Origin of the sequence: Amycolatopsis iheyensis (assembly GCF_024703995.1) — a bacterium.
Classification (GTDB): domain Bacteria; phylum Actinomycetota; class Actinomycetes; order Mycobacteriales; family Pseudonocardiaceae; genus Amycolatopsis; species Amycolatopsis iheyensis.
The window spans coordinates 730,849-753,473 of the sequence record NZ_JAMXQV010000001.1 but is presented as its reverse complement, the minus strand read 5'-3'; the positions used below and the strand labels follow the sequence as shown (position 1 = coordinate 753,473).

The following is a 22,625-nucleotide window of genomic DNA, read 5'->3' as shown; positions in this document are numbered from 1 at the left end:
GGCGACCAGCTGCCCGGCCCGCACGCCGGCGTCGCGCGCCGCCGGGGGCCGCACCGCCGCCAGCTGGCCGGCCAGCAGGGCCGCGAAGTCCGCGGCACGCGCCGGGTAGAGGGCGGCCAGCACGTCGTGCGCCGCCTGCGCCGCCGCGGCTTCCGGGGCCGCGTGGCCGGGGACGTCGACGGTGAACAGGTAGGGCCGCCCGGTGCCGGTCGTCGCGACGACGGCGTCGTGGATCGCCGCGTGCAGCAGCGCGAAGCTCCGGGTCGCGTGCACGGTCGCCGGCTGCAGGCCGGGGGTGCGGACGACGGTCAGCAGCTCCCGGTTCCAGGCCAGGACGACGCCCGCGCCACCCGGCGGGGCCGGCGCCGCGGCGGCGGGTGAGGGCAGGCCGGCGGTGGCGAGCACGGCGGCGGCCGCGCCGCCGGTCACGAGCAGCTGCCGGCGCGACATCGAGGTGGTCATGGCGCTCCCAGGTCGTCGAAGGGTTCGCCTGCCGATACGGTGACGAGTTACGGCGTAACCCGGACGCGTATCTCTCAGGTGGCGGGAAGAAACGGCGGGGAGAAGGCGGGCGGTGCCGGTGGCACAGCGGTTCCGGCGCAAGCGCGCCGAACAGGACGAAGCGGGCGCGGCGCCACGCGCCCGGTTGCACTCGGTCGGCGCGGACGTCTACCCGGACTGGGAGGCGGTCTACCGCGACAACGTCGACCGCGTCTACCGCCTGATGTTCTCGAAGGTCGGCAACCGGCCCGACGCCGAGGACCTCACCACCGAGGTCTTCCTGACCGCGCTGCGGCCACTGCGTGTCTCGGCGAGCGTGGGCGAGGTCCGGGCGTACCTGCTGGCCACCGCGCGCACCGTGCTCGCCGGGCACTGGCGGCGCACGCTCGGGCGGGAGATCACCACGCTGGACGAGGAACGCGACATCGCCGCGTTCGAGGCCGCGGCCGTCGACCCCGGCCTGCTCGCCCGCGCCGAAGCGATCCTCGCGCAGCTGCCCGAGCGCTACGGCCGGATCCTGCGCCTGCGGTTCCTGCAGGCCTGTTCGCTCAAGGAAGCGGCGGCGGAGCTGGGCACCACCGTCGGCAACGCGAAAGTGTTGCAGCACCGCGCACTGCGTCAGGCGGCTCAGCTGGCGGAAGGGATGGAGACGTGAGCACTCGAGGCGTCCGCCGGTTCGTCAAGGACCTCCTGCGGCGGCGACGGCCGCACCCGTTCGCGGCCGGTCCGGCCGACGAGGCCGAGCTGCGGACCGCGGTGCTGCTGCGCGCCGCCCGGCCGGGTGCGGGGGCGGCGAGCGAGGAGTTCGTCGCCGGGCTGCACCGGCGGCTCGCCCAGGAGCTCGGGGAACCGGCCCCGCCCCGCGGCGGCAACCGCCGCCGGTTCATCCAGGTGTCGTCGGCCGCCGCCGCGGCGGCCGCGGCGGGCGCCGGGGTGGAGTACCTGGTGACGTCGGGCGCCGAACCGGCCGCGGCGCCACCGCCACCGCCGCCGGAAGAGGTCCTGCGCCCGGAGAACGGCCAGTGGCGAGCGGTGACCGCCGCCCACGACCTGCCCGAGGGCGGCGTGCTGCCGTTCGACTTCGGCGCGGTGGCGGGGTTCGTGCACCGGATCGGCGGCCAGGTGCGGGCGGTGTCGGCGACCTGCACGCACCTGGGCTGCCGGCTGAACCTGGACGCCCCGGCCCGGCGGCTGAACTGCCCGTGCCACCGGACGTCCTTCGCGGTCGACGGCGGGGTCCTGACCCACCAGCTGCCGGTCACGCCACCACCGCTGCCACACCTGGTGGTGCGTGAGGCCGCCGGAGTCGTCGAAGTGCTCGTCCCGCCGACGGGGGCGTAACCCGCCCGCGTATTCCTCACCATGAGGAATTCCCTTGGGGTGAAACACTTTCTGCTCGTGACGGCAGCCGCGCTGTCGCTCGCGGCCTGCGCCGGGCCGCAGCCGGCCGCCGCGCCGCCGCCGTCGATGTCCGACATGGCGAGCATGACGGCGCCACCGCCGCCCGCGGCCGCGAACTCCACCGCGAACGCCGTGGCCATCAAGGACTTCGCGTTCGCGCCGGCCGCGACGACGGTCAAGGTCGGCACCACGGTCACCTGGACCAACCAGGACCAGGACGCGCACACCGTCACCAGCACCGGATCGGGCGGCCCGCTCCGCTCGCCGACCCTCCAAACCGGACAGTCCTACCAGTACACCTTCACGACGGCGGGCACGTTCGAGTACCTGTGCACGATCCACCCGTTCATGACCGCGACCGTGACGGTGACGCCGTGACCGAAGACGAGGGCATGACCCGCCGCCAGCTGCTGCGCCACACCGCGTGGTTCGGTGCCGCGGTGGTCCTGACCGTCACCGGCGGCGAGGTGCTCAGCCGAATCGCCGCGCCCGGCGAGGCGGTCACCGACAACGACCCGAACGCACTGCGGTTCGTCCAGGTCAGCGACAGCCACCTGGGCTTCAAGGGCCCGGCCAACACCGCCGTCGAGTCGTCGTTCTCCCAAGCTCTCACGCAGATCAACGCGCTGGGGTGGCGCCCGGACTTCGTCATGCACACCGGCGACCTGACGCACCTGTCCACGCCGGCCCAGTTCGACCAGGTGAAGCAGATGCTGGGCACGCTGGACACCGGCCATGTCTCGACGGTGCCGGGCGAGCACGACTCGGTCGACGACGCGGGTCAGAAATACCGCCGCGCGTTCGGCGCCGGCACCGCGGGCGACGGCTGGTACAGCTTCGATGTCAAGGGCGTCCACTTCATCGCCCTGGTGAACACGCTGAGCCTGGAGAAGCTCGGGCACCTGGGGCCGGACCAGCTGGAGTTCGTCCGCAAGGACGTCGCGAAGCTCGGCTCGGACACGCCGATCGTGGTGTTCAGCCACATCCCGCTGTTCGCGATGTACCCGGCGTGGGGCTGGGGCACCGACGACGCGACCCAGGCGCTCTCTTACCTGCGGCGCTTCTCGTCGGTGACGTGCCTGAACGGGCACGTCCACCAGCTGTTCACGAAGACGGAGGGCAACGTGACGTTCCACAGCGCGACGACGACGGCGTACCCCTTGCCGGCGCCGGGATCGCGCCCGGCGCCGACCCCGGTGACGTTGCCGGCCGGCAAGCTCGCCGACGCGCTCGGCATCCGCGAGGTGTCCTACCGGCCCGGCACCCCGGGCCTGGCGGTGAAGGACGTGAAGCTGGCATGAACCTCTTCCTGCGCATCACGACGGCGGTGTGCCTGGCGTTCAGCGGCTTCCTCCACGCGCAGCTGTACGTCGGCGGCTACCGGGTGATCCCGGTGATCGGCCCGGCGTTCCTGGTCCAGGCAGCGGCGGCGTGGGCGGTGGCCCTCCTGCTGCTGGCGGGCGGCCCGTTCCTCCTGCGCCTCGCGGCGGCGGCCCTGGCAGCCGGGGCGCTGGCGGGCTTCGCACTGTCACGGACGACCGGGCTGTTCGGCTTCGCCGAGCGGGGGTTCCAGCCCGCGCCGCAGGCCCTGCTGAGCGTGCTGGCCGAGGTGGCGGTCGTGGCCCTGGTCGGGTTCGCGTGGTTCCGGCGGCCGCGCGCGCGGCCTCGCGCACGAGCGGAGGACGTTTCCGCGACGTCCCGGTGACGGCCGGCTGCGACGCTTTCCTGGGTTCCCACAGCGGGAGGACCGACCCGAGGTTCGCGGGGGGCGGGTCACCCACGCCCACCGCGGGAGGGCGCTCGCCGCGTCCTGATCGACGCCCACCTCGCGGCCGGCAACCGTGCGGCGGCCCAGCACCAGTCCGAGCAGTGGCTCGCCGCCGCGGGCCGCGGCTGTACTGCTGGATCTCCGGCTAGCGCTCAGTAACCGACCGTGAAGTGCCGATCCCTGCTGGGCCGCTCCAGCTCATCGACCACCGCAACCGCCAGATCCTCAGCCGAAACCCGGGAAGCACCATCCGGCAGCGTCAGCAACGCCGTCGTGCCGCGGCGGTAGCTTCCCGTCCGCGTGCCCGGCTCCAGCACCGCCGGTGGGCTGAGGTACACCCAGTCGGCCGTCTGGTGGGCCTGGCACACCGCGAGTTGCGTGGCACTCGCCTCAGCGATGGCGCGGTACTGCGGTGGGACATAACGCGGGTCGTCGAGGACCAGGCCGCCGCCGGGGGCGCGGAGCGGGGCCGCGCCGCCGACGACCAGGATGCGGGCGCCCGCCTCCGCCGCCGCGTCCAGCAGTGCCGTCGTCGTGGCCGGCACCGTGTGTTCCTGCCCCGGCGCGGGTCGGGTCGCGGCGACCACGGCATCCGCGCCGGCGAACAGCGTCGGCAGCCGGTCCGGCTCCGCCTCCGCGACGATGACACCTGGCGGCAGCGTGTCCGGCCGGCTGGTGCGCAGGAGCGCGACGAGGTCATGGCCCCGCCGGGCCGCTTCGGTCAGCACACGCGAGCCGACCATGCCGGCCGCACCGGCGACGACGATCTTCACTTCGTAGTTTCCTTCCGAGAGAACGGAGCGGGAAGCTGACCGGCGACGAGCGCGGCCAGCCCGGGCGTCTGGTCCAGCACGACCGCGCCGGCAACCGCGAACTTCACTTCGAACTTTCCTTCCGGGAGAACGGAGCGGGAAGCTGGCCGGCGACGAGCGCGGCCAGCGCGAGCGCGAAGCCGGCTAGCTGCACCGCGCCGAGCGTCTGGTCCAGCACGACCGCGCCGAGCACGGCCGCGACCAGCGGGGAAAGCAACGCCAGCACGGCCACCGACGCGACCGGCAGGCTGGTGACGCCGCGGAACCACAGCGCGTACGCGAGCAGGCCGCCGACCAGGCCGAGCCAGAGGTAGCCGAGCACCGCCGGGCCGTCGACGGCCGGCGGCGCTCCCTCGACGGCGAACGTGACCGGCACCAGGAACAGCCCGCCGGCGGTGAGCTGCCAGCCGGCGAACGCGGTCGGGCCGACCCCCGCCGGACGTCCCCAGCGCTTGGTCAGCGTCACCCCGAGGGCCATCGTCGCCGCGCCGGCCAGACCCGCCGCGACGCCGACGCCGTCGAACGACGCTTCCGGCCCGATCACCACCAGGCCGACCCCCGCCATGCCGACCGCGCCCCAGCACAGCCGCCACCCGGTCAGGCGTTCGCGCAGCACCACCACGGACAGCACGGCGACGACGAGCGGCTGGGCGGCGGCGAGCGTCGCGGCGACGCCGCCGGGCAGGCGTTCGGCGGCGACGAACAGCAGCGGCAGGAACAGGCCGATGTTCAGCACGCCGAGCACGAACGCCTTGCCCCACCAGGCGCCGCGCGGCAACGTCCGGGTCAGCGCCAGGCCGAGCAGGCCGGCGGGCAGCGCGCGCAGCAGGCCCGCGAACAGCGGGTGGCCGGGCGGGAGGAACTCGGTGGTGACGATGTAGGTCGTGCCCCACACCGCCGGCGCGAACGCGGTGAGCGCGACGCGCGGCACGTCCACGCGGCGGGTGGCCGCGGGCGAGAGCTGACTGGTCATACCGGGAATTCCACCGGAGCGGGATTGATGAGTCCAACACATGTTTGTCACCCCAGCGATCGCGATCCAAGATGGCCGGGTGGAACTTCAGCAGCTCCGGTACGTCGTCGCCATCGCCGAGACGGCGAACTTCACCCGCGCCGCCGAGCGGTGCCTGGTGGTCCAGTCGGCGCTCAGCCACCAGGTCGCGCGGCTGGAGCGGGAGCTCGGCGCGCGGCTGTTCGACCGGACGAGCCGCCGGGTGCGGCTGACCCCGGCGGGCGAGGCGTTCCTCCCGGCGGCACGCCAGTGCCTGGACGCGGCGGAGCGGGCGGCGGCCGAGGTCGCGGCGGCGATCGGCGAGGTGCGCGGGCGGCTGGCGGTCGGCCTGATCCCGACGGTGACCGCGGCCGACGTCCCGGCGACGCTGCGCGAGTTCCACGAGCGGTTCCCGCAGGTGCGCATCAGCCTCCGGGTGGGCGCGAGCGACGACCTGATCGAGCAGGTCCGCGACGGCACCCTCGACGTGGCGTTCCTCGGCCTCCCGACGACGGCCCGGCCGACCGGCGTCGCGGTCCACGAGCTGGCCCGCGGCCACCTGATCGCGGTGGTGGCCCCGGACCACGAGCTGGCGGGCGCGGCGACGGTCAGCTTGCGGCGGCTGGCTTCGGAGGTGTTCGTCGACCTCCCCGCGGGCACGGCGGGCCGGGCCCAGTCGGACGAGGCGTTCGCCGCGGCGGGCCTGGCCCGCGAGGTGGCGTACGAGGTCACGAGCGCGGACTACATCGCCCGGCTGGTCGGCCCGGGGCTGGGCGTGGCGATGCTGCCGTCGGGGTACGCGCCCCAGCTGACGGGGGTGGCGACGATCGACATCACGGACGCGCCGGGCCGGGTGGAGTACGTGATCTGGGCGGCGGCGAGCCCCACCCCGGCGGCGACGGAGTTCGTCACGCTGCTCGGCATCCACCCCCGGCGTGACGGCCAGGCGGGCTAACCGCGATCACCCGATGCGATCAGACGGCAGGGGTAAAACTCGGCATCCCGGGTAAACCTCCCTTGAAGGAGCCGCGCCTGTGGGGGAGCGTGGCGACAGGAGGAGTCGCACAGTGCGGGTGAGCTGGAGCGGAACCGACCGGAACGGGTGGCACGTCCTCGACGTGGGCGGGGTCGGCCGGACCGGGCTGACCGCCGCGCGGCAGTGGGCCGAGGGCAAGCTCGCCGTGCTCGGGGAGGCGTCCCTGGCCGACATCCTGATCGTCGTCTGCGAGCTGCTCGAGAACGCCTACCGCCACGGCGGCGGGCCGCGGCAGCTGCGGATCCACCACGCCCACGACCCGTGCGAAGTCACGGTCGCGGTGGCCGACGCCGGAGCCGGCGAGCCGCGGCTGCGCACCCCCGACCACGGCGGCGGGCGCGGCCTGCTGCTCGTCGACCGGCTCAGCCTCGCGTGGGGCGTGAGCCACCACGACGAGGGCAAGCTCGTGTGGGCCCGCGTCGAGTGCCAGGAGGGCTAGGACAGCCGCGGCACCAGGGCGAGCCAGGCCAGCGCCTCGGCCGTGCTCCACTGCACCGGCAGCGCCCGGTCCAGGCCCAGCGCGGTGATCGGCCGCAGCAACGCCCGACGCCGGCCGGCCAGTGCGAACGGGACGCCGAGGCGGCGGGCGTCCGCCGTCGTGTTCAGCAGGACCGTCAGCACCCGGGCACCGCAGAACGTCACCGCCGAGGCGTCGAACACCAGCGCCGGCGGTTTCAGCCGCAGCTCGCGCCGCAGCAGGGTTTCCAGGCGGCCGGTGACGGCGAGGTCGAGATCTCCGCCCGCGGCGACCTCGCTCGCCTCGGCCGTCGTGATGACGTCGAACGTCGGAGCGGTCATGGTGCGGCCTTCCACAAGGGGATGGGGGGATGGCTGCAGGCTGAACCGCTGCCACCTTACAACCGATGCGAAATCGATGCACCCGACTGCTCCCGTCGGAACCGGGCCGGCGTCGTGCCCAGCTCGGCCCGGAACGCCCGGGAAAACGCCGATTCGGACTGGTAGCCGACCTGAGCGGCGACCGCGCCGACGGTCGCGTCACCCGCGAGCAGCAGCTGGGCCGCGGCCATCAGCCGGGCGCGGGTGCGGAACGCCCCGACCGTCATCCCGGTCTCCCGCGAGAACCGCCGCAAGAACGTCGCACGGGACATCGCGGCGGCGCGGCTGAGCCGGTCGATCGTCCAGTCCTCCCCCGGCGCGTCGAGCACGCTCTCGACGGCGGCCGCGATCTCGCGGTCGGACGCGGCGGTCCAAAGCACCTCCGCCGTCGCCGCGCCGCGGGACGTCCGCAGCACCATGGCCAGCAACACCGTGCACAGCGCCGAAAGGATCGCCTCGGTGCCCTCGCCCTCGCGGCTCGCTTCCCCGCGCAGCAACGCGCTCAGGCCGCGCAGCACTTCGTCCGCCGGCCCGAACGACACGTGGATCACCTCGGGCAGGCTGCGGAACAACAGCGCGCCCGCGCCCGCGTTCACCGTGTAGCGGCCGCAGAAGAGGTCGATCACCGGCTCGCCGCCACGCGCGCTGCGCTGCGTGTCGAAGGCCTCCCCCGCCGTTTCGACCGTGCCCTGCCGCCGGCCCGAGCCGGGGGTGAGCACCCGGTGTTCGGCGCCGCTCGGGATCAGCACCACGTCGCCGGCCCGCAGGTCGAGCACCCGGCCGCCGACGTGCAGCCGGCACTCCCCCTCGAGCAGGACGTGGAACGGCACCTCGCACGCGCCGAGGCGGGCGACGTCCATCCGGGTGGCCGCGCCCAGCAGGCAGCGCTTCTCGAGCCGGGCGCCGAGCCGCGCCACGCGCAGCAACCGGCTGACCGTGTCCACGGTGATACTCTAGGGCAGAAAAATGACATGGACGAGCCTGGCCGGATCACCGGCCCGGCAGCAGACTCGGCCGCATGGCACCCACCACGCTCTCCGCGGACGTCCTGGTCATCGGCTTCGGCAAGGGCGGCAAGATGGCCGCGCACGGGCTCGCCGACGCCGGCCAGCGCGTCGTCCTGGTCGAACGGTCGGCGAACATGTACGGCGGCACCTGCCCGAACGTCGGCTGCGTCCCGACCAAGATGCTCGTGCACTACGCGACCGCCCGGCACCTCAAGGACGACGCGCAGGAGTACTTCGCCGACTCGGTCGAGGGCGTGCGCGCCCTGACGAGCGCGTTCCGCGCGGGCAACTTCGCCTCGCTGGACGGCAAGCCCACCGCGACCGTCCTCACCGGCACCGCCCGGTTCACCGACCCGCACACGGTCACCGTCGGCGAGGGCGACGACCGCGTCACCGTCACCGCGCCGACGATCCTGCTCAACACCGGCTCCGCGCCGGTGATCCCGCCCATCCCCGGCCTCGCGACCAGCGAGCACCTGGTCAGCAGCACCGAGCTGACCCAGGCCACCGCCCTGCCCGAGCGCCTGGTGGTCGTCGGCGGCGGCTACCTCGGGCTCGAGTTCGCGTCGATCTACCAGCACTTCGGCACGCACGTGACGGTCCTCGAAGCGGCGGCGGAGCTGCTGCCGCGCGAGGACGACGACATCGCCGCCACCGCCCGGGAAATCCTCGAGGGTGACGGCGTCCGGATCATCACCGGCGCGAAGGTCACCAAGGTCGTCGACCGCGGCGCCGTCGCCCGGGTCGAGTACGAACAGGACGGCGAGACGCACAGCGTCGAGGCCGGCGCGCTCCTGCCCGCCACCGGCCGCCGTCCGGTCACCGACGACCTCCACCTCGACGCGGCCGGGGTGAAGACGGCGGCGAACGGCGCCATCGAGGTCGACGAGTACCTCCGCACGAGCCGGCCGCACATCTACGCTCTCGGCGACGTCAACGGCGGCCCGCAGTTCACCTACGTGTCCCTCGACGACTCCCGCATCGTGCTGGACCAGCTGCTGGGCCAGGGCGAGCGGTCCACGGCCGACCGCGTCGCCGTGCCGCGCACGCTGTTCATCACCCCGCCGCTGGCGACCGTCGGGCTCTCCGAGCGCGAGGCCCGCGAGCAGGGCCTGAACTTCACGGTGGCGCGGGAGAAGGTCGCCGACATCGTCGCGATGCCCCGCGCCTACACGGTCGAGGAGACGCGCGGGCTCATGAAGTTCGTCATCGACGCCGACACCGACCTCATCCTCGGCGCGGCGCTGTTGAGCATCGACGCGCAGGAGGTCATCAACACCGTCGCGCTGGCCATCCGCCACCACATCACCGCGACCGAGCTGCGGAGCTCGATCTACACGCACCCGAGCACGACCGAGGCGTTCAACGAGGTCTTCGGCAAGGTGACCCCTGGGCACTGAGCACACCCCAGACGTCACCTGGTGGAGGTTTTCCCCATGGCCAGAGCGGGACCACCGCCCTAGCGTGGGGGCACGGTGACGAGGAGGTTCCCGCGGATGCTGATCGACGACCTGGCCGCCGGGCTGCCGGCGGACCGCCTGGTCCGCGACCCGGACGTGGTGGCGAGCTTCGCCCACGACGAGGCCGAGTGGGCGCCTTACGCTCCGCCCGCGGTGGTCGTCCGGCCGCACACCGCCGAAGAGGTCCAGGCCGTGGTCAAGGCCTGCCTGAAGAACCGCACCCCGCTCGTCACGCGTGGCGCCGGGACCGGGCTGTCCGGCGGCGCGAACGCCGTCGACGGCTGCGTCGTGCTGGTCACCGACCGGCTCACCGCGGTCAAGGAGATCGACGAACATGAGCGGCTCGCCGTCGTCGAACCCGGCGTGGTCAACGACGATCTGCGGGCCGCCTGCGCCGAGCGCGGCCTCTGGTACCCGCCGGACCCGGCCAGCTCGCCGTGGTCGACCATCGGCGGCAACGTCGCCACCAACGCCGGCGGCGTCTGCTGCGTCAAGTACGGCGTCACCCGCGACTACGTCCTGGGCCTGCAGGTCGTCACCGGGACCGGCGAACTCGTCCGGCTCGGCCGCCGCACCGCCAAGGGCGTCGCCGGCTACGACCTGACCGGGCTGATGGTCGGCTCGGAGGGCACGCTCGGCGTGATCACCGAGGTCACCGTGCGGCTGCGGCCCGCCCGCGCGGCGGAACGCACGGTCGCCGGGTACTTCGACACCACTGTCGCCGCCGGGCGGGCCGCCGCGGCGGTCGCCGCGCGAGGCGTGCTGCCCTCGGCGCTGGAGCTGGTCGACCGGCACTGCCTGGCCGCCGTCGACCGGTGGAAGAACATGGGCCTGAGCGCCGACGCGAACGTCGTCCTGCTCGCCCGCACCGACGCCCCCGGCGCGCTCGGCGAGCACGAAGCCGCCGAAATCCTCGACTGCTTCGAGCAAGCCGGCGCGACCTGGGCCGCCCAGTCCACCGACCAGGCCGAGGCCGACGCGCTGTTCTCCGCCCGCCGCCTGGCCTACCCCGCCCTCGAACGGCTCGGCCCGCTGCTCACCGAAGACGTCTGCGTCCCGACCCAGGCCGTGCCCGAAATGCTGGCCCGCATCGACGCGGCCGCGGAGCGCCACGGCGTCCTCATCGCCAACGTCGCCCACATCGGCGACGGCAACCTGCACCCGCTGCTGGTCACGCCGGCCGGCGACGAGACGGCGAAGAAGAACGCGCAGGCCGCGTTCGACGACATCATCGCCGGCGCGCTCGACCTCGGCGGCACCGTCACCGGCGAACACGGCGTCGGCCTGCTCAAGCAACCCGGCCTCGCCCGCGAGCTCGGCCCCGAAGTGGTCGAACTGCACCGCGCGGTCAAGAAAGCCCTGGACCCGCAGAACATCTTCAACCCCGGCAAGGTCTTCCCCGAAGGGACTCTCGCATGATCGTCCGCACCATCGCCGGTGACGTCCGCGGCGAAGCGATCGCCACCGGCGTCCGCTTCCGCGGCCTCCCCTACGCCGCCGCGCCCGAAGGCGAGCTGCGGTTCGCCGAGCCCGCGCCGGTCCCGCCGTGGGACGGCGTCCGCGACGCCCGCGAAGCCGGGCCCACCGCGCCGCAACGGCATCGCGAGATCCCCGGCCTCGACCTGTCGGCCGTGGTCGGCACCGGCTGGCGGAAGGGCCCGGAGTTCCTGACCGTCGACGTCTGGACGCCGGACCCGAGCGCGGAAAACCTCCCGGTGCTGGTGTTCGTGCACGGCGGCGCGTTCATCGGCGGCACCGGCTCCGCGCCGGTCTACGACGGCACGGCGTTCACCCGCGGCGGCGCGGTGCTGGTCACCGTGCAGTATCGGCTCGGCATCGACGGCTTCCTGCCCCTCGAGGGCGGCGCGACCAACCTCGGCCTGCGCGACCAGCTCGCCGCGCTGCGCTGGGTCCGGGACAACATCACCGCGTTCGGCGGCGACCCGGCCAACGTGACGCTCTTCGGCGAGTCCGCCGGCGCGATCAGCGTCGCCTGCCTGCTCGGTTCGCCCCGGTCGGCCGGGCTGTTCCGCCGCGCGATCGTCCAAAGTGGACACGCGAACATGGTGCGCGGCCGCGCGGAGGTCGAGCGGATCGCCCGCGCGGTCGCCGACGGCCTCGGCGTCGAGCCCACCGCCGAAGCGTTCCGGAAGCTGTCGACCGAGCAGCTGCTCGACGCGCAGGACGCGCTCCTCAAGCCCGGCGGCGGCCCCGACCTGCGCGGTGAGGACGGCCTGGACCGCAGTTACGGTCTCAGCCCGTTCCTGCCGCTGGTCGGCGACGACGTCCTGCCCGAGCACCCGGGCACCGCGATCCGGAACGGCGCGGGTGCCGGCGTCGACCTGATCGCCGGGACCTGCCGCGAGGAGATGCTGCTGTACTTCGGCCCGACCGGGCTGCTCGACGTGCTGACCGACGAGCAGGCGGTGACCATGTTGTCGGCATCGCACCCGGACGCGGCGGGTGTCCTGAAGAGCTACGGCCTCGGCGGCGCCCGGACGGCGGGCGAGGTGTTCGTCGAGGCCATGACCGACCTAGTCTTCCGCGACGGCGTCAAGGAGCTCGTCGAGAGCCACCAGGGCCGCTCGTTCCGGTACGAGTTCGAGTGGCGCGCCCCGAAGCTCGGCGCGTGCCACGGCATGGAGCTGCCGTTCGTGTTCGACTCCCTGGCCGCGTCCGCCGGGCTCGTCGGTGAGAACCCGCCGGTCGAGCTCGCCCGCGAAGTCAACGCCGCGTGGACGCGGTTCGCCGCCACCGGCGACCCCGGCTGGGCCGAGCACGAGACCACGCACCTGGGCTGATGGACGTCCACGGCCTGCGCGAGCTGTACGACCTCGTCCTGCGCCTGTCGGCGGTCCACGACCTCGACGCGCTGGCGCAGGAGGTCGTCGACCACGCGCGGCGCCTGCTCGGCGTCGACGTCGCCTACCTCGCGCTGGCCGAGCCGGACGGCTCACTCGTCATCCGGGTCACCGACGGCTCGCTCGGCCCGCGGCTGCGCGGGGTCGTGCTGCCGCCGCACGGCGGGCTGGCCGGGCAGGTCGCCGACACGGGCGAGCCGGTGCAGAGCGCCGACTACCTCGGCGACGCCGGGCTGACGCATCTGGGCGAGGTCGACCGCGTCGCCGAGGACGAGGGCCTGCGCACGATCCTCGGGGTGCCGTTGCGGTTGCGGGGCAAGGTGGCCGGCGTGCTGATGGTGTCCCAGCGGGCGGTGCGCCGGTTCACCGCGGCGGAGTCGTCGCTGCTGACGTCGCTGGGCTCGTTCGCCGCGATCGCCATCGAGAACGCCAAGCTGGTCACCGCGCTGGCGGCGGCGAACGACCGGCTGGAGCGCGCGGTGCGGCTGCACGACCGGCTCTCGGAGGTCGCCCTGCACGGCGGCGCGCCCGAGGACGTCGTGGTCCCGCTGTCGGAGCTGGTGCCCGGGCTGGTGCTGGTCGCCGACGAGCACGACGAGGTCCGCGCGGCCGCCCGCGCCGGAGCGCTTGTGGCCGCGCGACTCGAAGGCAAGCCGTCGAAGCTGTTCGCCCACGTTCGGCGAACTCGCGTGGACGGGCTCTCGGTGACCGTGCCGCTGGCGTCGGCGAACGCGTACTTCGGGGCCCTGCAAGTGGTTCCCGACGCCCCGCTCGACGAGGCGGACGTCCGGTTGCTGGAACGTTCGGCGATGACGATCGCGCTGGTGGCGTCGGTCGAGCGCGCCGAACGCCGGACCACGGCGGAGCTGGTCGAGCACGTGGTGACCCGGCGCGTCCGCGAAGTTCGCGACCTTCGGCGCCCGCACCTGGTCGTGGTGAGCGAGGACCCACGGCTGCGGAACCTCGCCCCACTCTCGTCCACAGTGGACGGAAACTGGGTCGCCCTGGTCCGCGCCGACGAGGCGACGGTCCGTTCGTGGCCATTGGGCACAACGGGCCTGGCGGGCCCGGCCACCGGAGCGGCCGCGCTGGCCGACGCCTACGACGACGCAGCCGCGTGCGTCCGGGTCCTGAACGCGTTGGGACGCCAAGGCGCCACGGCCTCACCCGCCGACCTCGGCCCGTACCGCTACCTGCTGAGCCAGGCCGGGCGCGAAGAGGCGAGCACCTTCGCCGGACGCACCCTCGCGCCGCTGCTGACCCACGACGAAGACCGCGGCACGGACCTGGTCCGCACCGCGGAAGTCTTCCTCCGCAACGGCCGCCGCAAGACCCCGGCGGCCGAGGAGCTGACGATCCACCCGAACACGCTCTACCAGCGCCTCGACCGCATCACGGCGCTGCTGGGCGAGGACTGGCAGGAAGGCGACCGGGCGCTGGACATCCAGCTGGCGTTGCGCGTCCACCGCCTGGCCGACGACCTCACCTGACGCGGTCAGCCGTCCGATTCCGCGGACGGGATGAACGCCCCCGGCACCTGCTCCGGCGCCACGACCTGGCGCTCACCCGGGTAGGGCACCGACCAGCCGTGCGTCTGGTACCACGTGAAGTGGTTCATCTGCGCGGGGTTCGCGTAGTCCGCGACGGCGTTCGGGCCGGTCAGCCGCTGGTGCGTCGTCCACTCCTGCCACTGCGCGGCCACCTGCTTCTTGTCCGCCGGCACCGCCGAAGACGGCACCGGAGCCGCTGCCGGGTTGGCCGCGGCGGGCACGTCGGGCCCGCACGACGGCTGCGTCGCCAGCCCGGCCGTCAGCGACGTGCGGTTCGGCAGCGCGGTGAACGGCGTGAAGTCCGGCTTCTTCGTGAACGCCGCGCTCATCGGCGTCGCCGCGCTGTCCTTCTGGTTCATCGGCTTGACGCCGAGGATCTGCTCGATCGTCCGGATCATCGTGATCTGCGAGTAGTAGTGGCTGTCGACGACGCCGTGCTGGGCGAACGGGCTGATGATCTGCACCGGCGCCCGGTGCCCGTCGACGTGGTCCAGACCGGCCTGGGAGTCGTCCTCGACGACGAAGATCGCCGAGTCCTTCCAGTACTTGCTGTGCGAGATCTCGTCCACGATGCGACCGACCGCGAGGTCGTTGTCGGCGACCTGGGCGGCCGCGTTCGGCGGGCCGCCGGTGTGGTCGCTCGACAGCCAGAACATGTTCAGGTTGGCCGGCCCGTGCTGCTCGAAGTCGTTCTTCCAGACCTGGTACCGGTAGACGTCCGGCACCGACGTGTCGAACTTCGGGAAGCCCGGCACCGAAACGTTGTTCAGCGACGGGATCGGCGACGACGACACCAGAGGGTAGGCCGTCGGCTCACCGGTGGCCATGTTCTTGGCGTCGCAGTACAGGTTCTGCCAGCTCGCCCCGGCCGGCTTGGTCAGGAACTGCTGGAACTCACCGAAGTCGCGCACCGACTTCCCGGCCGCCTGCGCGCCGGTCCAGAGGAACCCGGTGCTCTGGTGGCCGAGGGCGTCGTCCTCGGTGTCGTAGCTGCGCAGGTACTCACCCGCCGAGGACTCGGTGTACTCGGGGTTGTCGGCCTGCATCAGCCAGTTGTGGCCCTCGGCGGAGTTCGTGCCGATGTCGTAGGTGTTGTCGTACAAGCCGAACTGCTTGGCCAGCGCGTGCTGGTTCGGCGTCACGTTTTCGCCGAACTGCGTCACGGCCGGGTCGCCGTTGCCACGCGCGTCGTCGCCGAAGACCTGGTCGTAGGTCCGGTTCTCCTTGACCAGCAGGAAGACGTGCTTGATGGTCGACGGGTCACCGAGCCGGTCCGGGACCGGCACCGGGCTGCGGTGGCCGTTGTCGTGCGCCACCTGGACCGAGTTGTCCGTCCAGCCGTTCTGCTTGAACACCTGCGCGGTGTAGCCGCGGATCGCGCGGTCGTCCGGCAGCCGGAAACGCTGCACGCTCGACGTCGTGTCGTGCGTGCCGTGCCCGGCCGCGGTGGTGGGCCGGCGGGCGTCGATGCCGCGGGTGTTGGAGACCACGACGTCCTTGCCGACGGTCGTGATCGCCGTCGGGAAGTAGTCGGTGGGCAGCAGGCCGACGTAGCTCACCGGCTCCTGCGCCCGTTGGAAGCGGTAGACGGCGACCGCGTTCGCGCGGCCGAGCGTGACCAGCAGGTGCCCGTCGCCGGTGAGGGTGACCCCGTCCGGCTCGTACCCGACCGAGGCCTGCGGCCACGGCTGGGTCGCGATGGTCTGGACGACCTTGTCTCGGGCCGGGTCGATGACCGACACCGTGTTGCTCGCGGTGTTCGTGACGAACAGCGCGCCCTTGGCGGCGTACACCGCGGTCGGGTGGAGGCCGACGTCGATGCTCTTCGGCGTGGCGGCCGCGTTCGCCAGGTCGATGACGCTGACCGTGCCGCTGGTGGTGGCGCCGGTGAACGGGCTGGCCGGCACCTGGGTGTTGTAGGAGTTCAGCGTCGGCTCGCCGGGCTTGGCCGCGCGGCCGCCTTCGTTGCTCACGTACAGCTTGCTGCCGACGCGGACCAGGTCGCGCGGCGCGTTGCCGGTGGCCCAGCTCTGCTTGATCGCGCCGGTCGCCGCGTCGAGGGCGACGACGCGGTTCTGGCCGTTGACCGCCGAGTACACAGTGGACCCGTCGGGCGAGAACACGGCCTGGGCGACCAGCGCGTGCTTGGCGCCGTCGGCCGGGATCTTGACCGAAGTCGGGGATGCGACCGTGCCGTCCGGGTTGACGGAAAAGCGCGTGTAGCCGTCGGTCTGGGCCAGCCACAACGACTTCCCGTCCGGCGAGTACGACGGCCCTTCCTGGCCGACGTCGTTGCCGGCGATGCGCAGGTTCGCCGTCGCCGAGTTGCCGACGAGCTGCTGCACCTGCCAGGTCTTCAGGTCGACGACGGTGAGCGCGATCCCGCCGTCGGTGGTCAGCGCGGCGAGGTGGCTGCCGTCCGGGCTGACCGAGGACGCCATGATCTTGCCGTTGTCGACGACCAGGCGGTCGCCGATCGGCTTGAGGTACTGGTCGGCGGAGACGACCTGGCCGTTTTCGGTGACCTGGCCGACCTGGTCCTTGCCGAACTGCGCCGTCGACGCGACGCCGACACCGGTGCCGGTGGCGACGAGCACGAGCGTGGCGGAACCGGCCGTCGCGTAGCGCAGCCGATGCCGGCTCGCGCGGTTCTTCCCGGCACGCCGTCTGCGGCGGGTTACCTGCATCGGGACTATCCCTTCGTGGTGGTGAGCAGCTCGACGTTCCCGTCGAACTGCCAGAGCGGGTTGGGTTGGTCCCCGGCCGGGGTCCGCACCTGGAAGTAGCCGTTCACTTCCTTCGGTCCGTCGCCGTCGGCGACGTACCGCCCGTCGGAGGTGATGTCGAGCTGGTAGATCGCCTGTCCCGTCGCGTCGATCCCGGGCAGGTGCCAGGAGACGACGCACCGCCAGTCGTTGCCGGGCCCCTCGGGCTCGACCAGGCCGTCGCCCTTCGTGCATGCGGCGGTGGCGCCCAGCTGCGCTTCGGTGACGTCGGGCCGGTTGAGCTGCCCGGCCTGCAGCCGGTAGAGGTGGGCGAACGAGGTGGCGAGTGAGCGCTGGACCTTGTCCTGGTCGATCCCCGAGCCGGTGGCCGGTGTCGCCACCGCGAGGATCCCGGCGGTGACGGCCAGCAGCGCCACCAGCGGCACGGCGCCGACGACGAGCCCGCGCCGGCCGGAGCCGTCGTGGCCGAGGTCGGTGAAGTCGCGGCGCACGAACAGCAGGTAGGCCAACGCGGTCGCGGCGACGGCCCACGCCAGGCTGACCCCGACGCCGATCAGCAGCGGCCCGAGCTGGCCCGGGTCGGTGAACAGGCCGTTCCACGCGATGAAGGCGTAACTGGGCAGGGCGAGCCGGAGGGCGACGGGCAGCGGCAGCAGCTGGGCGAGCGCCATCACCAGGGCGACGACGGCGGGCAGCAGCAGGCCCATCGGCGACCGGCCCCACGCGACCGACCCGAGCAGGCCGATCGCGCCGAGCGCCAGGGTCGGCGCGAGCACGCACACCCAGGCGAGCGTGACCTGCACAGCGGCGTCACCCGGGATGAGCAGGTGGCCGTCCAGCCCCGGCAGCGGCCGGTTGCCGGCGGCCAGCACGCCGCCCACCGCCCCGGAAACGGCCATCCCGGCCACGAGCACCAGGATGACGGTGAGGCTGGCCAGCGCTTTCGCGACGAAGATCCGCCGGGTCGAGCGGACCGCGACCAGCAGGTGGCGCCAGGTGCCGAGCCGGTCTTCCGACGCGAAGACGTCACCGGCCACCACCGAGGTGAGCAGCGGCAGCGCGTACGTGCCCGCGAAACCGAGCATCACCAGCGGCCCGGCCCAGCCGGTCGCGTTCATCCAGCGCCCGAAGAGGGTGTCGACGGGCAACGAGCTCTGCTCGCTCACGACGGCGACGAACAGCGCGGGCGCGATCCAGCAGGCGAGCACCAGCAGGCGGATGCGCCAGGCGGCGAAGAGCTTGACGAACTCGAAGCGGTAGCCGCGGGCGACCGGGACCGGCTTGGCGGCTTCGACGGCGACCGCGGTCATCGGTTCACCTCGGTCAGCGCGAGGAAAGCCGCTTCCAGCGGGGAAACCACGGGGGCGAGCTCGCGCACGGCGATGCCGTCCTTCGCCAGGCGCAGCACCAGTTCGTCGAGGGCGGGCACCAGCGCGCGCACCACGAAGACGTCGTCGTCGCGGTCGGCGAGGCGGACGCCCGGGGCGTCGGCGACCAGCGGCCGCGCGGCCGCCGGGTCCGAGGTGCGCAACCGGTAGTCCAGCTCGCCGTTTTCGGCGGACAGCTTGGCCAGCGGGCCGGTGAAGACGATGCGGCCGGTGGCGAGGATGGTGACCTCGGAGCACAGCGCCTCGAGATCGTCCATGCGGTGACTGGAAAGCACGACGGTGGCGCCGCCCGCCGCCAGCCGGTTCAGCACGCCGTGCACGTGCTTCTTGCCGGCCGGGTCGAGGCCGTTGGCCGGCTCGTCGAGGACCAGCAGCCGCGGCTCGGTGAGCAGGGCCGCGGCGAGCCCGAGCCGCTGCCGCATGCCCAGGGAGAAGCCGCGCACGCGGTCGTCGGCGACGTCGGTGAGCCCGACTTCCTCGAGCACGTCCCCGATCGCCGCGGCCTGGCCGCGCAACGCCGCCAGCGCGGCCAGGTTCTGCCGCGCGGTGAGCGCCGGGTAGAGCCCGGGCCCGTCGACGAACCCCGCGACACCCCCGGGCGCCGCGAGTGCGCGGCCGACCGGGGCGCCGAAGATTTCGAGCCGGCCTTCGTCGGCGACCGCCAGGCTGAGCAGCAGCCCGAGCAGCGTCGTCTTGCCCGCGCCGTTCGGGCCCACCAGGCCGTGGATCTGGCCCGGCGCGACGTCCAGGTCGATGCCGTCGAGCGCGACGACGTCACCGAAGCACTTGGTGATCCCGCGCGCTCTCACTGCCAGGGGTGCGTCCATGGGTCCCTTTGCCTTCGTTTCCGTGGCTTGCGCCAGAAAACTTAGGGACCGCAAATTACGCCGGCGGGCGAGCAGGGTGAACGCTGATCGAACGGGAGCCGACCGGCGGCCGCCGCCGTGGTGAAATGTCCGAGTTAAACCGGAGTCTTGCGCCGGCTTAACCGTAGCCTTACCTCAGTAAATGTCCACAATGGACTCAGCGACGGTTGCCGTTGTTGTCGCGGCGGCGCTCCTTGTCCAGGTCCTTCTCCCGGTTGTGGCGCTCCCGGTCGATGCCCTTCTTGCCGCCCAGCATGCCCGCGATCTTCGAGATCAGGCCCATTTCGAGGTTCCTCCCAGTTGTCGATCTTCGTTTTCAGGGTACCAAAGGTTCACGCTCAGTGCCTGATCCGATACAGCCGCATGGTCGCCGGCGCGAACACGCCGACCAGCACCGCGCACCAGAGCAGCACCACCCCGACCTGGCCGGACGTCACCGTGCCGCCCATCGCCGCGCGCACCGCCGTGGTCAGGTGGGTGATCGGGTTGAGGCCGACCACCGACGACAGCCAGCCCGGCATCGTCTTCGGGTCGACGAAGATGTTGCTGGCGAAGGTGAGCGGGAGCATCACGAACATGCTCAGCGACGTCACCGCCTGCGGGGTGCGCAGCAGCAGCCCCAGCGTCGTCCACAGCCAGCCGAGGCTGAAGGAGAACACCAGCACCAGCGCGACCGCGGCGAGCACCCCGCCGAGCCCGCCGGCCGGCCGGAAGCCGAGGACCAGGCTCAGCGCCAGGACGATCACGCAGCCGAGCAGGTACCGCGCGCCGTCCCCGAGCAGCGCGCCGACCAGTGCCGACGGCCGCCAGATCGACAGCGAGCGGAAGCGGTCGAAGACGCCGGACACCCGGTCGGCGTTGAGCGCGCTCCCGGTGGTCATCGTGATCATCACGATGGTCTGCACCAGGATCCCCGGCTGCAGGAACTGCAGGTAGTCCCCGGTCGAGCCGGCGATCGCGCCGCCGAAGAGGTAGGTGAACATCAGCGTCAGCATGATCGGGAACGCGGTGACGTCGATCAGCTGCTCGGGCAGGTGCTTCAGCTTCAGCAGCGTCCGCCGGCCGAACACGAGCGACGTCGTGAGCGGGCCGGGCCGCGGCGGGCGGGGGCGCGAGGTGAGCACCGCCCGCAGGTGCGCGGTGGCGAGCTCGTCGAGCGGCGGTGCCTGGGTTTCCGTCACGTCAGCTCACCTTCTCCTCGCGCTCGACCGGTTTCCCGGTCAGGGTCAGGAAGACCTCGTCCAGGCTCGGGTGGCTCAGGCCGAAGTCGGCGACGCCGATCCCGTCCCGCGACAGCGAAGCCAGCGCGACCGCCGCCTGCTCGGCCGCGGCGCCCGCGACCTGCGCGGTCAACGTGCCCGGCTCGGCGCCGAAGCGCACCGGGACGCCGAGCTGGCCGGCGAGCAGCCCGTGGGCGTGCTCGCGGTCGGCCGGGTCGGTGAGCCGCAGCCGCAGCGCGGCCGAGCCGACCGACGCCTTCAGCTCCCCCGACGTCCCTTCGGCGATCACCCGGCCGTGGTCGACCACCGCGATCCGGTCGGCCAGCTGGTCGGCTTCGTCGAGGTACTGCGTGGTGAGCAGCACCGTGGTGCCGGTCGACACCAGCGCGCGCACGATCGTCCAGACCTGGTTGCGGCTGCGGGGATCGAGCCCGGTCGTCGGCTCGTCGAGGAACATCAGGTCGGGGGCCACGACCAGGCCGGCGGCGATGTCGGCCCGCCGGCGCATGCCACCCGAGTACGTCTTCACCGGCCGAGCCGCGGCGTCGGTGAGGTCGAAGACGTCGAGGAGCTCGTCGGCGCGGTCCTGGGCCTCCCGGCCGCGGAAGCCGTGGAGCCGGCCGAGCAGCACCAGGTTCTCGCGCGCGGTGAGGTCCTGGTCCAGCGACGCGAACTGGCCGGTGAGGCTGATCCGGCCGCGCACCCGGTCGGCGTCGGCCACGACGTCGTGGCCGAGCACCCGGGCCGTCCCGCCGTCCGGCGGCAGGAGCGTGGCCAGCATCCGCACGGTGGTCGTCTTCCCCGCGCCGTTCGGCCCGAGGATCGCGTAGACCCCGCCGGCCCGGACCGCGAGGTCCACGCCGTCCACCGCGCGGGCCTTCCCGAACGTCTTGGTCAGCCCGTGGGCCTCGATGGCGAGCTCGGCGCTCATTTCGCCCGCGCCACCACGTGCTCGAGGTGCTCGACGACGCCGTCGACACCCGGCAGGGCCAGCATTTCCCGGTGCGCGCGGCGCACTTCGGCCTGGACCGCGCCGTCGCCGAGCAACGCCGTGACGGTCTCCGCGATAGCCTCGCCGCTCTCCTGCGGCACCTTCTTGCCCAGGCCCATCTTCTCGGCGCGCGTCGCGTGGTACTCCTGGTCGCCCATCAGCGGCAGCCCGGCCATCGGGACACCGGCGCCGACCGCTTCGCGGGTGCTGTTGTAGCCGCAGTGGGTCAGGAACGCCTGCGCGCACTGCAGCAGCAGCGGCTGCGGGATCCAGTCGTAGAGGTGGACGTTGGCGCCCACCGGCACCTCGACCGGGTAGCCGCCGGTGGCGACGACCGCGTGACAGTCCACTTCGGACAGTCCGGCGACGATCGCGGCCAGCGGCGTCGCGGCTTCGGGCGAGTGCTCGTCGGCCGCCACACCCTGTTCGCGGATCGTCTTGACCATGCCGAGCGTGGTGCCGATCGACGCGATCACCAGCGGCTTGTCGCCGGAGAGCGCGGCGACCTCTTCGGGCAGCCGCAGGTTGCGCTTGACGTCGAGGGGCTGCCGGTAGGCGAACGCCTGCGGCGGACCGTAGTTCGCGAACGAGTAGCGGTGCGGCATGCAGTCGATGCGGCCGTTGCGGTAGATGGCGTCGCGATCGGTGCTTTCGGGCAGGCCGACCTCGCGGCGGCGCTCGTTCAGCAGCGGCAGCAGGCCGTCCGGGTCGAGGGTGTTGCCCGCGCCCGAGGGCACCGACAACAGCGGGACGTCGAGGGCCTCGGCGATCAGGCAGCCCGACAGCTCCGAGCCGTCCCGCAGCACGAGATCCGGGGCGAAGTCCTTGGCGAGCGGGAACGTCTTCTCGTAGGCGTTCGTCACGTGCTTCTCGCCGGCGAAGGAGATCATGTCGAGGCGCTCGTCCGGCACCCCGCCGTTGTGCCGCTCGGAGTACGCGCGGATGTTGAGGATGACCTCGCCGAGGTCCGGCATGGTCACCCGGACGTCCACGGGCTCGCCGTCGTAGGTCTTCACCAGGTAGTCCGAGGTGGCGACGAGGACTTCGTGCCCCGCCTCCACCAGGCCCCTGGCGATCGGGAGCATCGCCCTGGCGTGCGAGGGCGAGCCGGTCACTGTGCACAGAACTCGCACGGTCAACACCTTCCATTGTGGATCGCCGGATGCTTCGGACACTAGGGAGGCGGCGACCGCGGCGACAACCCTTAGCC

General features: G+C 72.9%; 22 protein-coding genes and 1 pseudogene. 11 read left to right on the top strand and 12 right to left on the bottom strand.

Annotated features, from left to right (window positions below; translation table 11 throughout):
• Nucleotides 1-462, bottom strand: a pseudogene (locus tag M8542_RS03770) (twin-arginine translocation signal domain-containing protein); the annotation flags it as partial.
• 112 nt (nucleotides 463-574) lie between these two features.
• Between M8542_RS03770 and M8542_RS03765 the strand changes: the two are divergent.
• The 5 genes from M8542_RS03765 to M8542_RS03745 are packed head-to-tail and all read left to right on the top strand — an operon-like array spanning nucleotide 575 to nucleotide 3,607.
• Nucleotides 575-1,156, top strand: coding sequence for an RNA polymerase sigma factor (locus tag M8542_RS03765; RefSeq protein ID WP_257918543.1), 582 nt, complete (start codon nucleotides 575-577; stop codon nucleotides 1,154-1,156).
• Nucleotides 1,153-1,842 (top strand): Rieske (2Fe-2S) protein, encoded by a 690-nt coding sequence (locus tag M8542_RS03760; RefSeq protein ID WP_257918542.1) that lies wholly within the window; start codon nucleotides 1,153-1,155, stop codon nucleotides 1,840-1,842. Before M8542_RS03765 ends, M8542_RS03760 begins: the two co-directional genes overlap by 4 nt.
• A 39-nt stretch (nucleotides 1,843-1,881) precedes the next feature.
• Entirely contained in the window at nucleotides 1,882-2,280 is a 399-nt protein-coding gene (locus M8542_RS03755; RefSeq protein ID WP_257918541.1) for a plastocyanin/azurin family copper-binding protein, read from the top strand.
• A complete protein-coding gene (locus M8542_RS03750; protein ID WP_257918540.1) occupies nucleotides 2,277-3,203 on the top strand; it encodes a metallophosphoesterase family protein in 927 nt (308 codons plus the stop codon). Before M8542_RS03755 ends, M8542_RS03750 begins: the two co-directional genes overlap by 4 nt.
• The gene (locus M8542_RS03745) at nucleotides 3,200-3,607 is read left to right on the top strand and encodes a hypothetical protein (RefSeq protein WP_257918539.1); all 408 of its coding nucleotides are present in this window, start codon (nucleotides 3,200-3,202) and stop codon (nucleotides 3,605-3,607) included. Before M8542_RS03750 ends, M8542_RS03745 begins: the two co-directional genes overlap by 4 nt.
• 215 nt (nucleotides 3,608-3,822) lie before the next feature.
• On the opposite strand, the gene M8542_RS03740 is transcribed toward M8542_RS03745, so the two are convergent.
• Both M8542_RS03740 and M8542_RS03735 read right to left on the bottom strand, forming a co-directional pair.
• A complete protein-coding gene (locus M8542_RS03740; protein WP_257918538.1) occupies nucleotides 3,823-4,443 on the bottom strand; it encodes an NAD(P)-dependent oxidoreductase in 621 nt (206 codons plus the stop codon).
• Between the two features lie 103 nt (nucleotides 4,444-4,546).
• Entirely contained in the window at nucleotides 4,547-5,455 is a 909-nt protein-coding gene (locus tag M8542_RS03735) for an EamA family transporter (RefSeq protein ID WP_257918537.1), read from the bottom strand.
• Nucleotides 5,456-5,534: 79 nt separating this feature from the next.
• On the opposite strand from M8542_RS03735, the gene M8542_RS03730 reads away from it, so the two are divergent.
• The gene (locus M8542_RS03730; protein WP_257918536.1) at nucleotides 5,535-6,428 is read left to right on the top strand and encodes a LysR family transcriptional regulator; all 894 of its coding nucleotides are present in this window, start codon (nucleotides 5,535-5,537) and stop codon (nucleotides 6,426-6,428) included.
• Nucleotides 6,429-6,546: 118 nt separating this feature from the next.
• Nucleotides 6,547-6,948, top strand: a complete 402-nt coding sequence (locus M8542_RS03725) for an ATP-binding protein (RefSeq protein WP_257918535.1) — start codon at nucleotides 6,547-6,549, stop codon at nucleotides 6,946-6,948.
• Here M8542_RS03725 and M8542_RS03720 read toward each other — a convergent pair.
• Nucleotides 6,945-7,307 carry an STAS domain-containing protein gene (locus M8542_RS03720; RefSeq protein ID WP_257918534.1) on the bottom strand — a complete coding sequence of 121 codons (363 nt, stop codon included), beginning with the start codon at nucleotides 7,305-7,307 and terminating at the stop codon, nucleotides 6,945-6,947. The two genes, M8542_RS03725 and M8542_RS03720, sit on opposite strands and share 4 nt — an antisense overlap.
• A 56-nt stretch (nucleotides 7,308-7,363) precedes the next feature.
• Nucleotides 7,364-8,290, bottom strand: a complete 927-nt coding sequence (locus M8542_RS50240; RefSeq protein WP_257918533.1) for an AraC family transcriptional regulator — start codon at nucleotides 8,288-8,290, stop codon at nucleotides 7,364-7,366.
• A gap of 74 nt (nucleotides 8,291-8,364) precedes the next feature.
• Between M8542_RS50240 and M8542_RS03710 the strand changes: the two genes are divergently transcribed.
• From M8542_RS03710 to M8542_RS03695, 4 genes are all read left to right on the top strand, one after another.
• The gene (locus M8542_RS03710; RefSeq protein ID WP_257918532.1) at nucleotides 8,365-9,753 is read left to right on the top strand and encodes a dihydrolipoyl dehydrogenase family protein; all 1,389 of its coding nucleotides are present in this window, start codon (nucleotides 8,365-8,367) and stop codon (nucleotides 9,751-9,753) included.
• 96 nt (nucleotides 9,754-9,849) lie between these two features.
• Nucleotides 9,850-11,232 (top strand): FAD-binding oxidoreductase, encoded by a 1,383-nt coding sequence (locus tag M8542_RS03705; protein ID WP_257918531.1) that lies wholly within the window; start codon nucleotides 9,850-9,852, stop codon nucleotides 11,230-11,232.
• Entirely contained in the window at nucleotides 11,229-12,614 is a 1,386-nt protein-coding gene (locus M8542_RS03700; RefSeq protein WP_257918530.1) for a carboxylesterase/lipase family protein, read from the top strand. The genes M8542_RS03705 and M8542_RS03700 overlap by 4 nt, the downstream gene beginning before the upstream one ends.
• Nucleotides 12,614-14,164, top strand: coding sequence for a helix-turn-helix domain-containing protein (locus tag M8542_RS03695; protein WP_257918529.1), 1,551 nt, complete (start codon nucleotides 12,614-12,616; stop codon nucleotides 14,162-14,164). Before M8542_RS03700 ends, M8542_RS03695 begins: the two co-directional genes overlap by 1 nt.
• A 5-nt stretch (nucleotides 14,165-14,169) precedes the next feature.
• Here M8542_RS03695 and M8542_RS03690 read toward each other — a convergent pair whose 3' ends face one another.
• The 7 genes from M8542_RS03690 to M8542_RS03660 form a co-directional block, all read right to left on the bottom strand.
• Nucleotides 14,170-16,911, bottom strand: coding sequence for a bifunctional YncE family protein/alkaline phosphatase family protein (locus M8542_RS03690; protein ID WP_257918528.1), 2,742 nt, complete (start codon nucleotides 16,909-16,911; stop codon nucleotides 14,170-14,172).
• 5 nt (nucleotides 16,912-16,916) lie between these two features.
• Entirely contained in the window at nucleotides 16,917-18,260 is a 1,344-nt protein-coding gene (locus tag M8542_RS03685; RefSeq protein ID WP_257918527.1) for an ABC transporter permease, read from the bottom strand.
• A complete protein-coding gene (locus tag M8542_RS03680; protein ID WP_257918526.1) occupies nucleotides 18,257-19,165 on the bottom strand; it encodes an ABC transporter ATP-binding protein in 909 nt (302 codons plus the stop codon). The genes M8542_RS03685 and M8542_RS03680 overlap by 4 nt, the downstream gene beginning before the upstream one ends.
• A gap of 196 nt (nucleotides 19,166-19,361) precedes the next feature.
• The gene (locus M8542_RS03675; RefSeq protein WP_257918525.1) at nucleotides 19,362-19,487 is read right to left on the bottom strand and encodes a hypothetical protein; all 126 of its coding nucleotides are present in this window, start codon (nucleotides 19,485-19,487) and stop codon (nucleotides 19,362-19,364) included.
• A gap of 55 nt (nucleotides 19,488-19,542) precedes the next feature.
• Nucleotides 19,543-20,385, bottom strand: a complete 843-nt coding sequence (locus M8542_RS03670) for an ABC transporter permease (protein WP_257918524.1) — start codon at nucleotides 20,383-20,385, stop codon at nucleotides 19,543-19,545.
• A 1-nt stretch (nucleotide 20,386) separates the two neighbouring features.
• The gene (locus M8542_RS03665) at nucleotides 20,387-21,355 is read right to left on the bottom strand and encodes an ATP-binding cassette domain-containing protein (protein WP_257918523.1); all 969 of its coding nucleotides are present in this window, start codon (nucleotides 21,353-21,355) and stop codon (nucleotides 20,387-20,389) included.
• Nucleotides 21,352-22,548 (bottom strand): glycosyltransferase, encoded by a 1,197-nt coding sequence (locus M8542_RS03660; RefSeq protein WP_257918522.1) that lies wholly within the window; start codon nucleotides 22,546-22,548, stop codon nucleotides 21,352-21,354. The genes M8542_RS03665 and M8542_RS03660 overlap by 4 nt, the downstream gene beginning before the upstream one ends.
• Nucleotides 22,549-22,625 lie beyond the last annotated feature (77 nt).

What these genes read in the sequence shown, in the direction of transcription:
- M8542_RS03690 (WP_257918528.1), bottom strand. Translation starts at nt 16,911, where the DNA reads ATGCAGGTAACCCGCCGCAGACGGCGTGCCGGGAAGAACCGCGCGAGC.
- M8542_RS03700 (WP_257918530.1), top strand. Translation starts at nt 11,229, where the DNA reads ATGATCGTCCGCACCATCGCCGGTGACGTCCGCGGCGAAGCGATCGCC.
- M8542_RS03710 (WP_257918532.1), top strand. Translation starts at nt 8,365, where the DNA reads ATGGCACCCACCACGCTCTCCGCGGACGTCCTGGTCATCGGCTTCGGC.
- M8542_RS03675 (WP_257918525.1), bottom strand. Translation starts at nt 19,487, where the DNA reads ATGGGCCTGATCTCGAAGATCGCGGGCATGCTGGGCGGCAAGAAGGGC.
- M8542_RS03705 (WP_257918531.1), top strand. Translation starts at nt 9,850, where the DNA reads ATGCTGATCGACGACCTGGCCGCCGGGCTGCCGGCGGACCGCCTGGTC.
- M8542_RS03695 (WP_257918529.1), top strand. Translation starts at nt 12,614, where the DNA reads ATGGACGTCCACGGCCTGCGCGAGCTGTACGACCTCGTCCTGCGCCTG.
- M8542_RS03685 (WP_257918527.1), bottom strand. Translation starts at nt 18,260, where the DNA reads ATGACCGCGGTCGCCGTCGAAGCCGCCAAGCCGGTCCCGGTCGCCCGC.
- M8542_RS03665 (WP_257918523.1), bottom strand. Translation starts at nt 21,355, where the DNA reads ATGAGCGCCGAGCTCGCCATCGAGGCCCACGGGCTGACCAAGACGTTC.
- M8542_RS03735 (WP_257918537.1), bottom strand. Translation starts at nt 5,455, where the DNA reads ATGACCAGTCAGCTCTCGCCCGCGGCCACCCGCCGCGTGGACGTGCCG.
- M8542_RS03680 (WP_257918526.1), bottom strand. Translation starts at nt 19,165, where the DNA reads ATGGACGCACCCCTGGCAGTGAGAGCGCGCGGGATCACCAAGTGCTTC.
- M8542_RS03745 (WP_257918539.1), top strand. Translation starts at nt 3,200, where the DNA reads ATGAACCTCTTCCTGCGCATCACGACGGCGGTGTGCCTGGCGTTCAGC.
- M8542_RS03720 (WP_257918534.1), bottom strand. Translation starts at nt 7,307, where the DNA reads ATGACCGCTCCGACGTTCGACGTCATCACGACGGCCGAGGCGAGCGAG.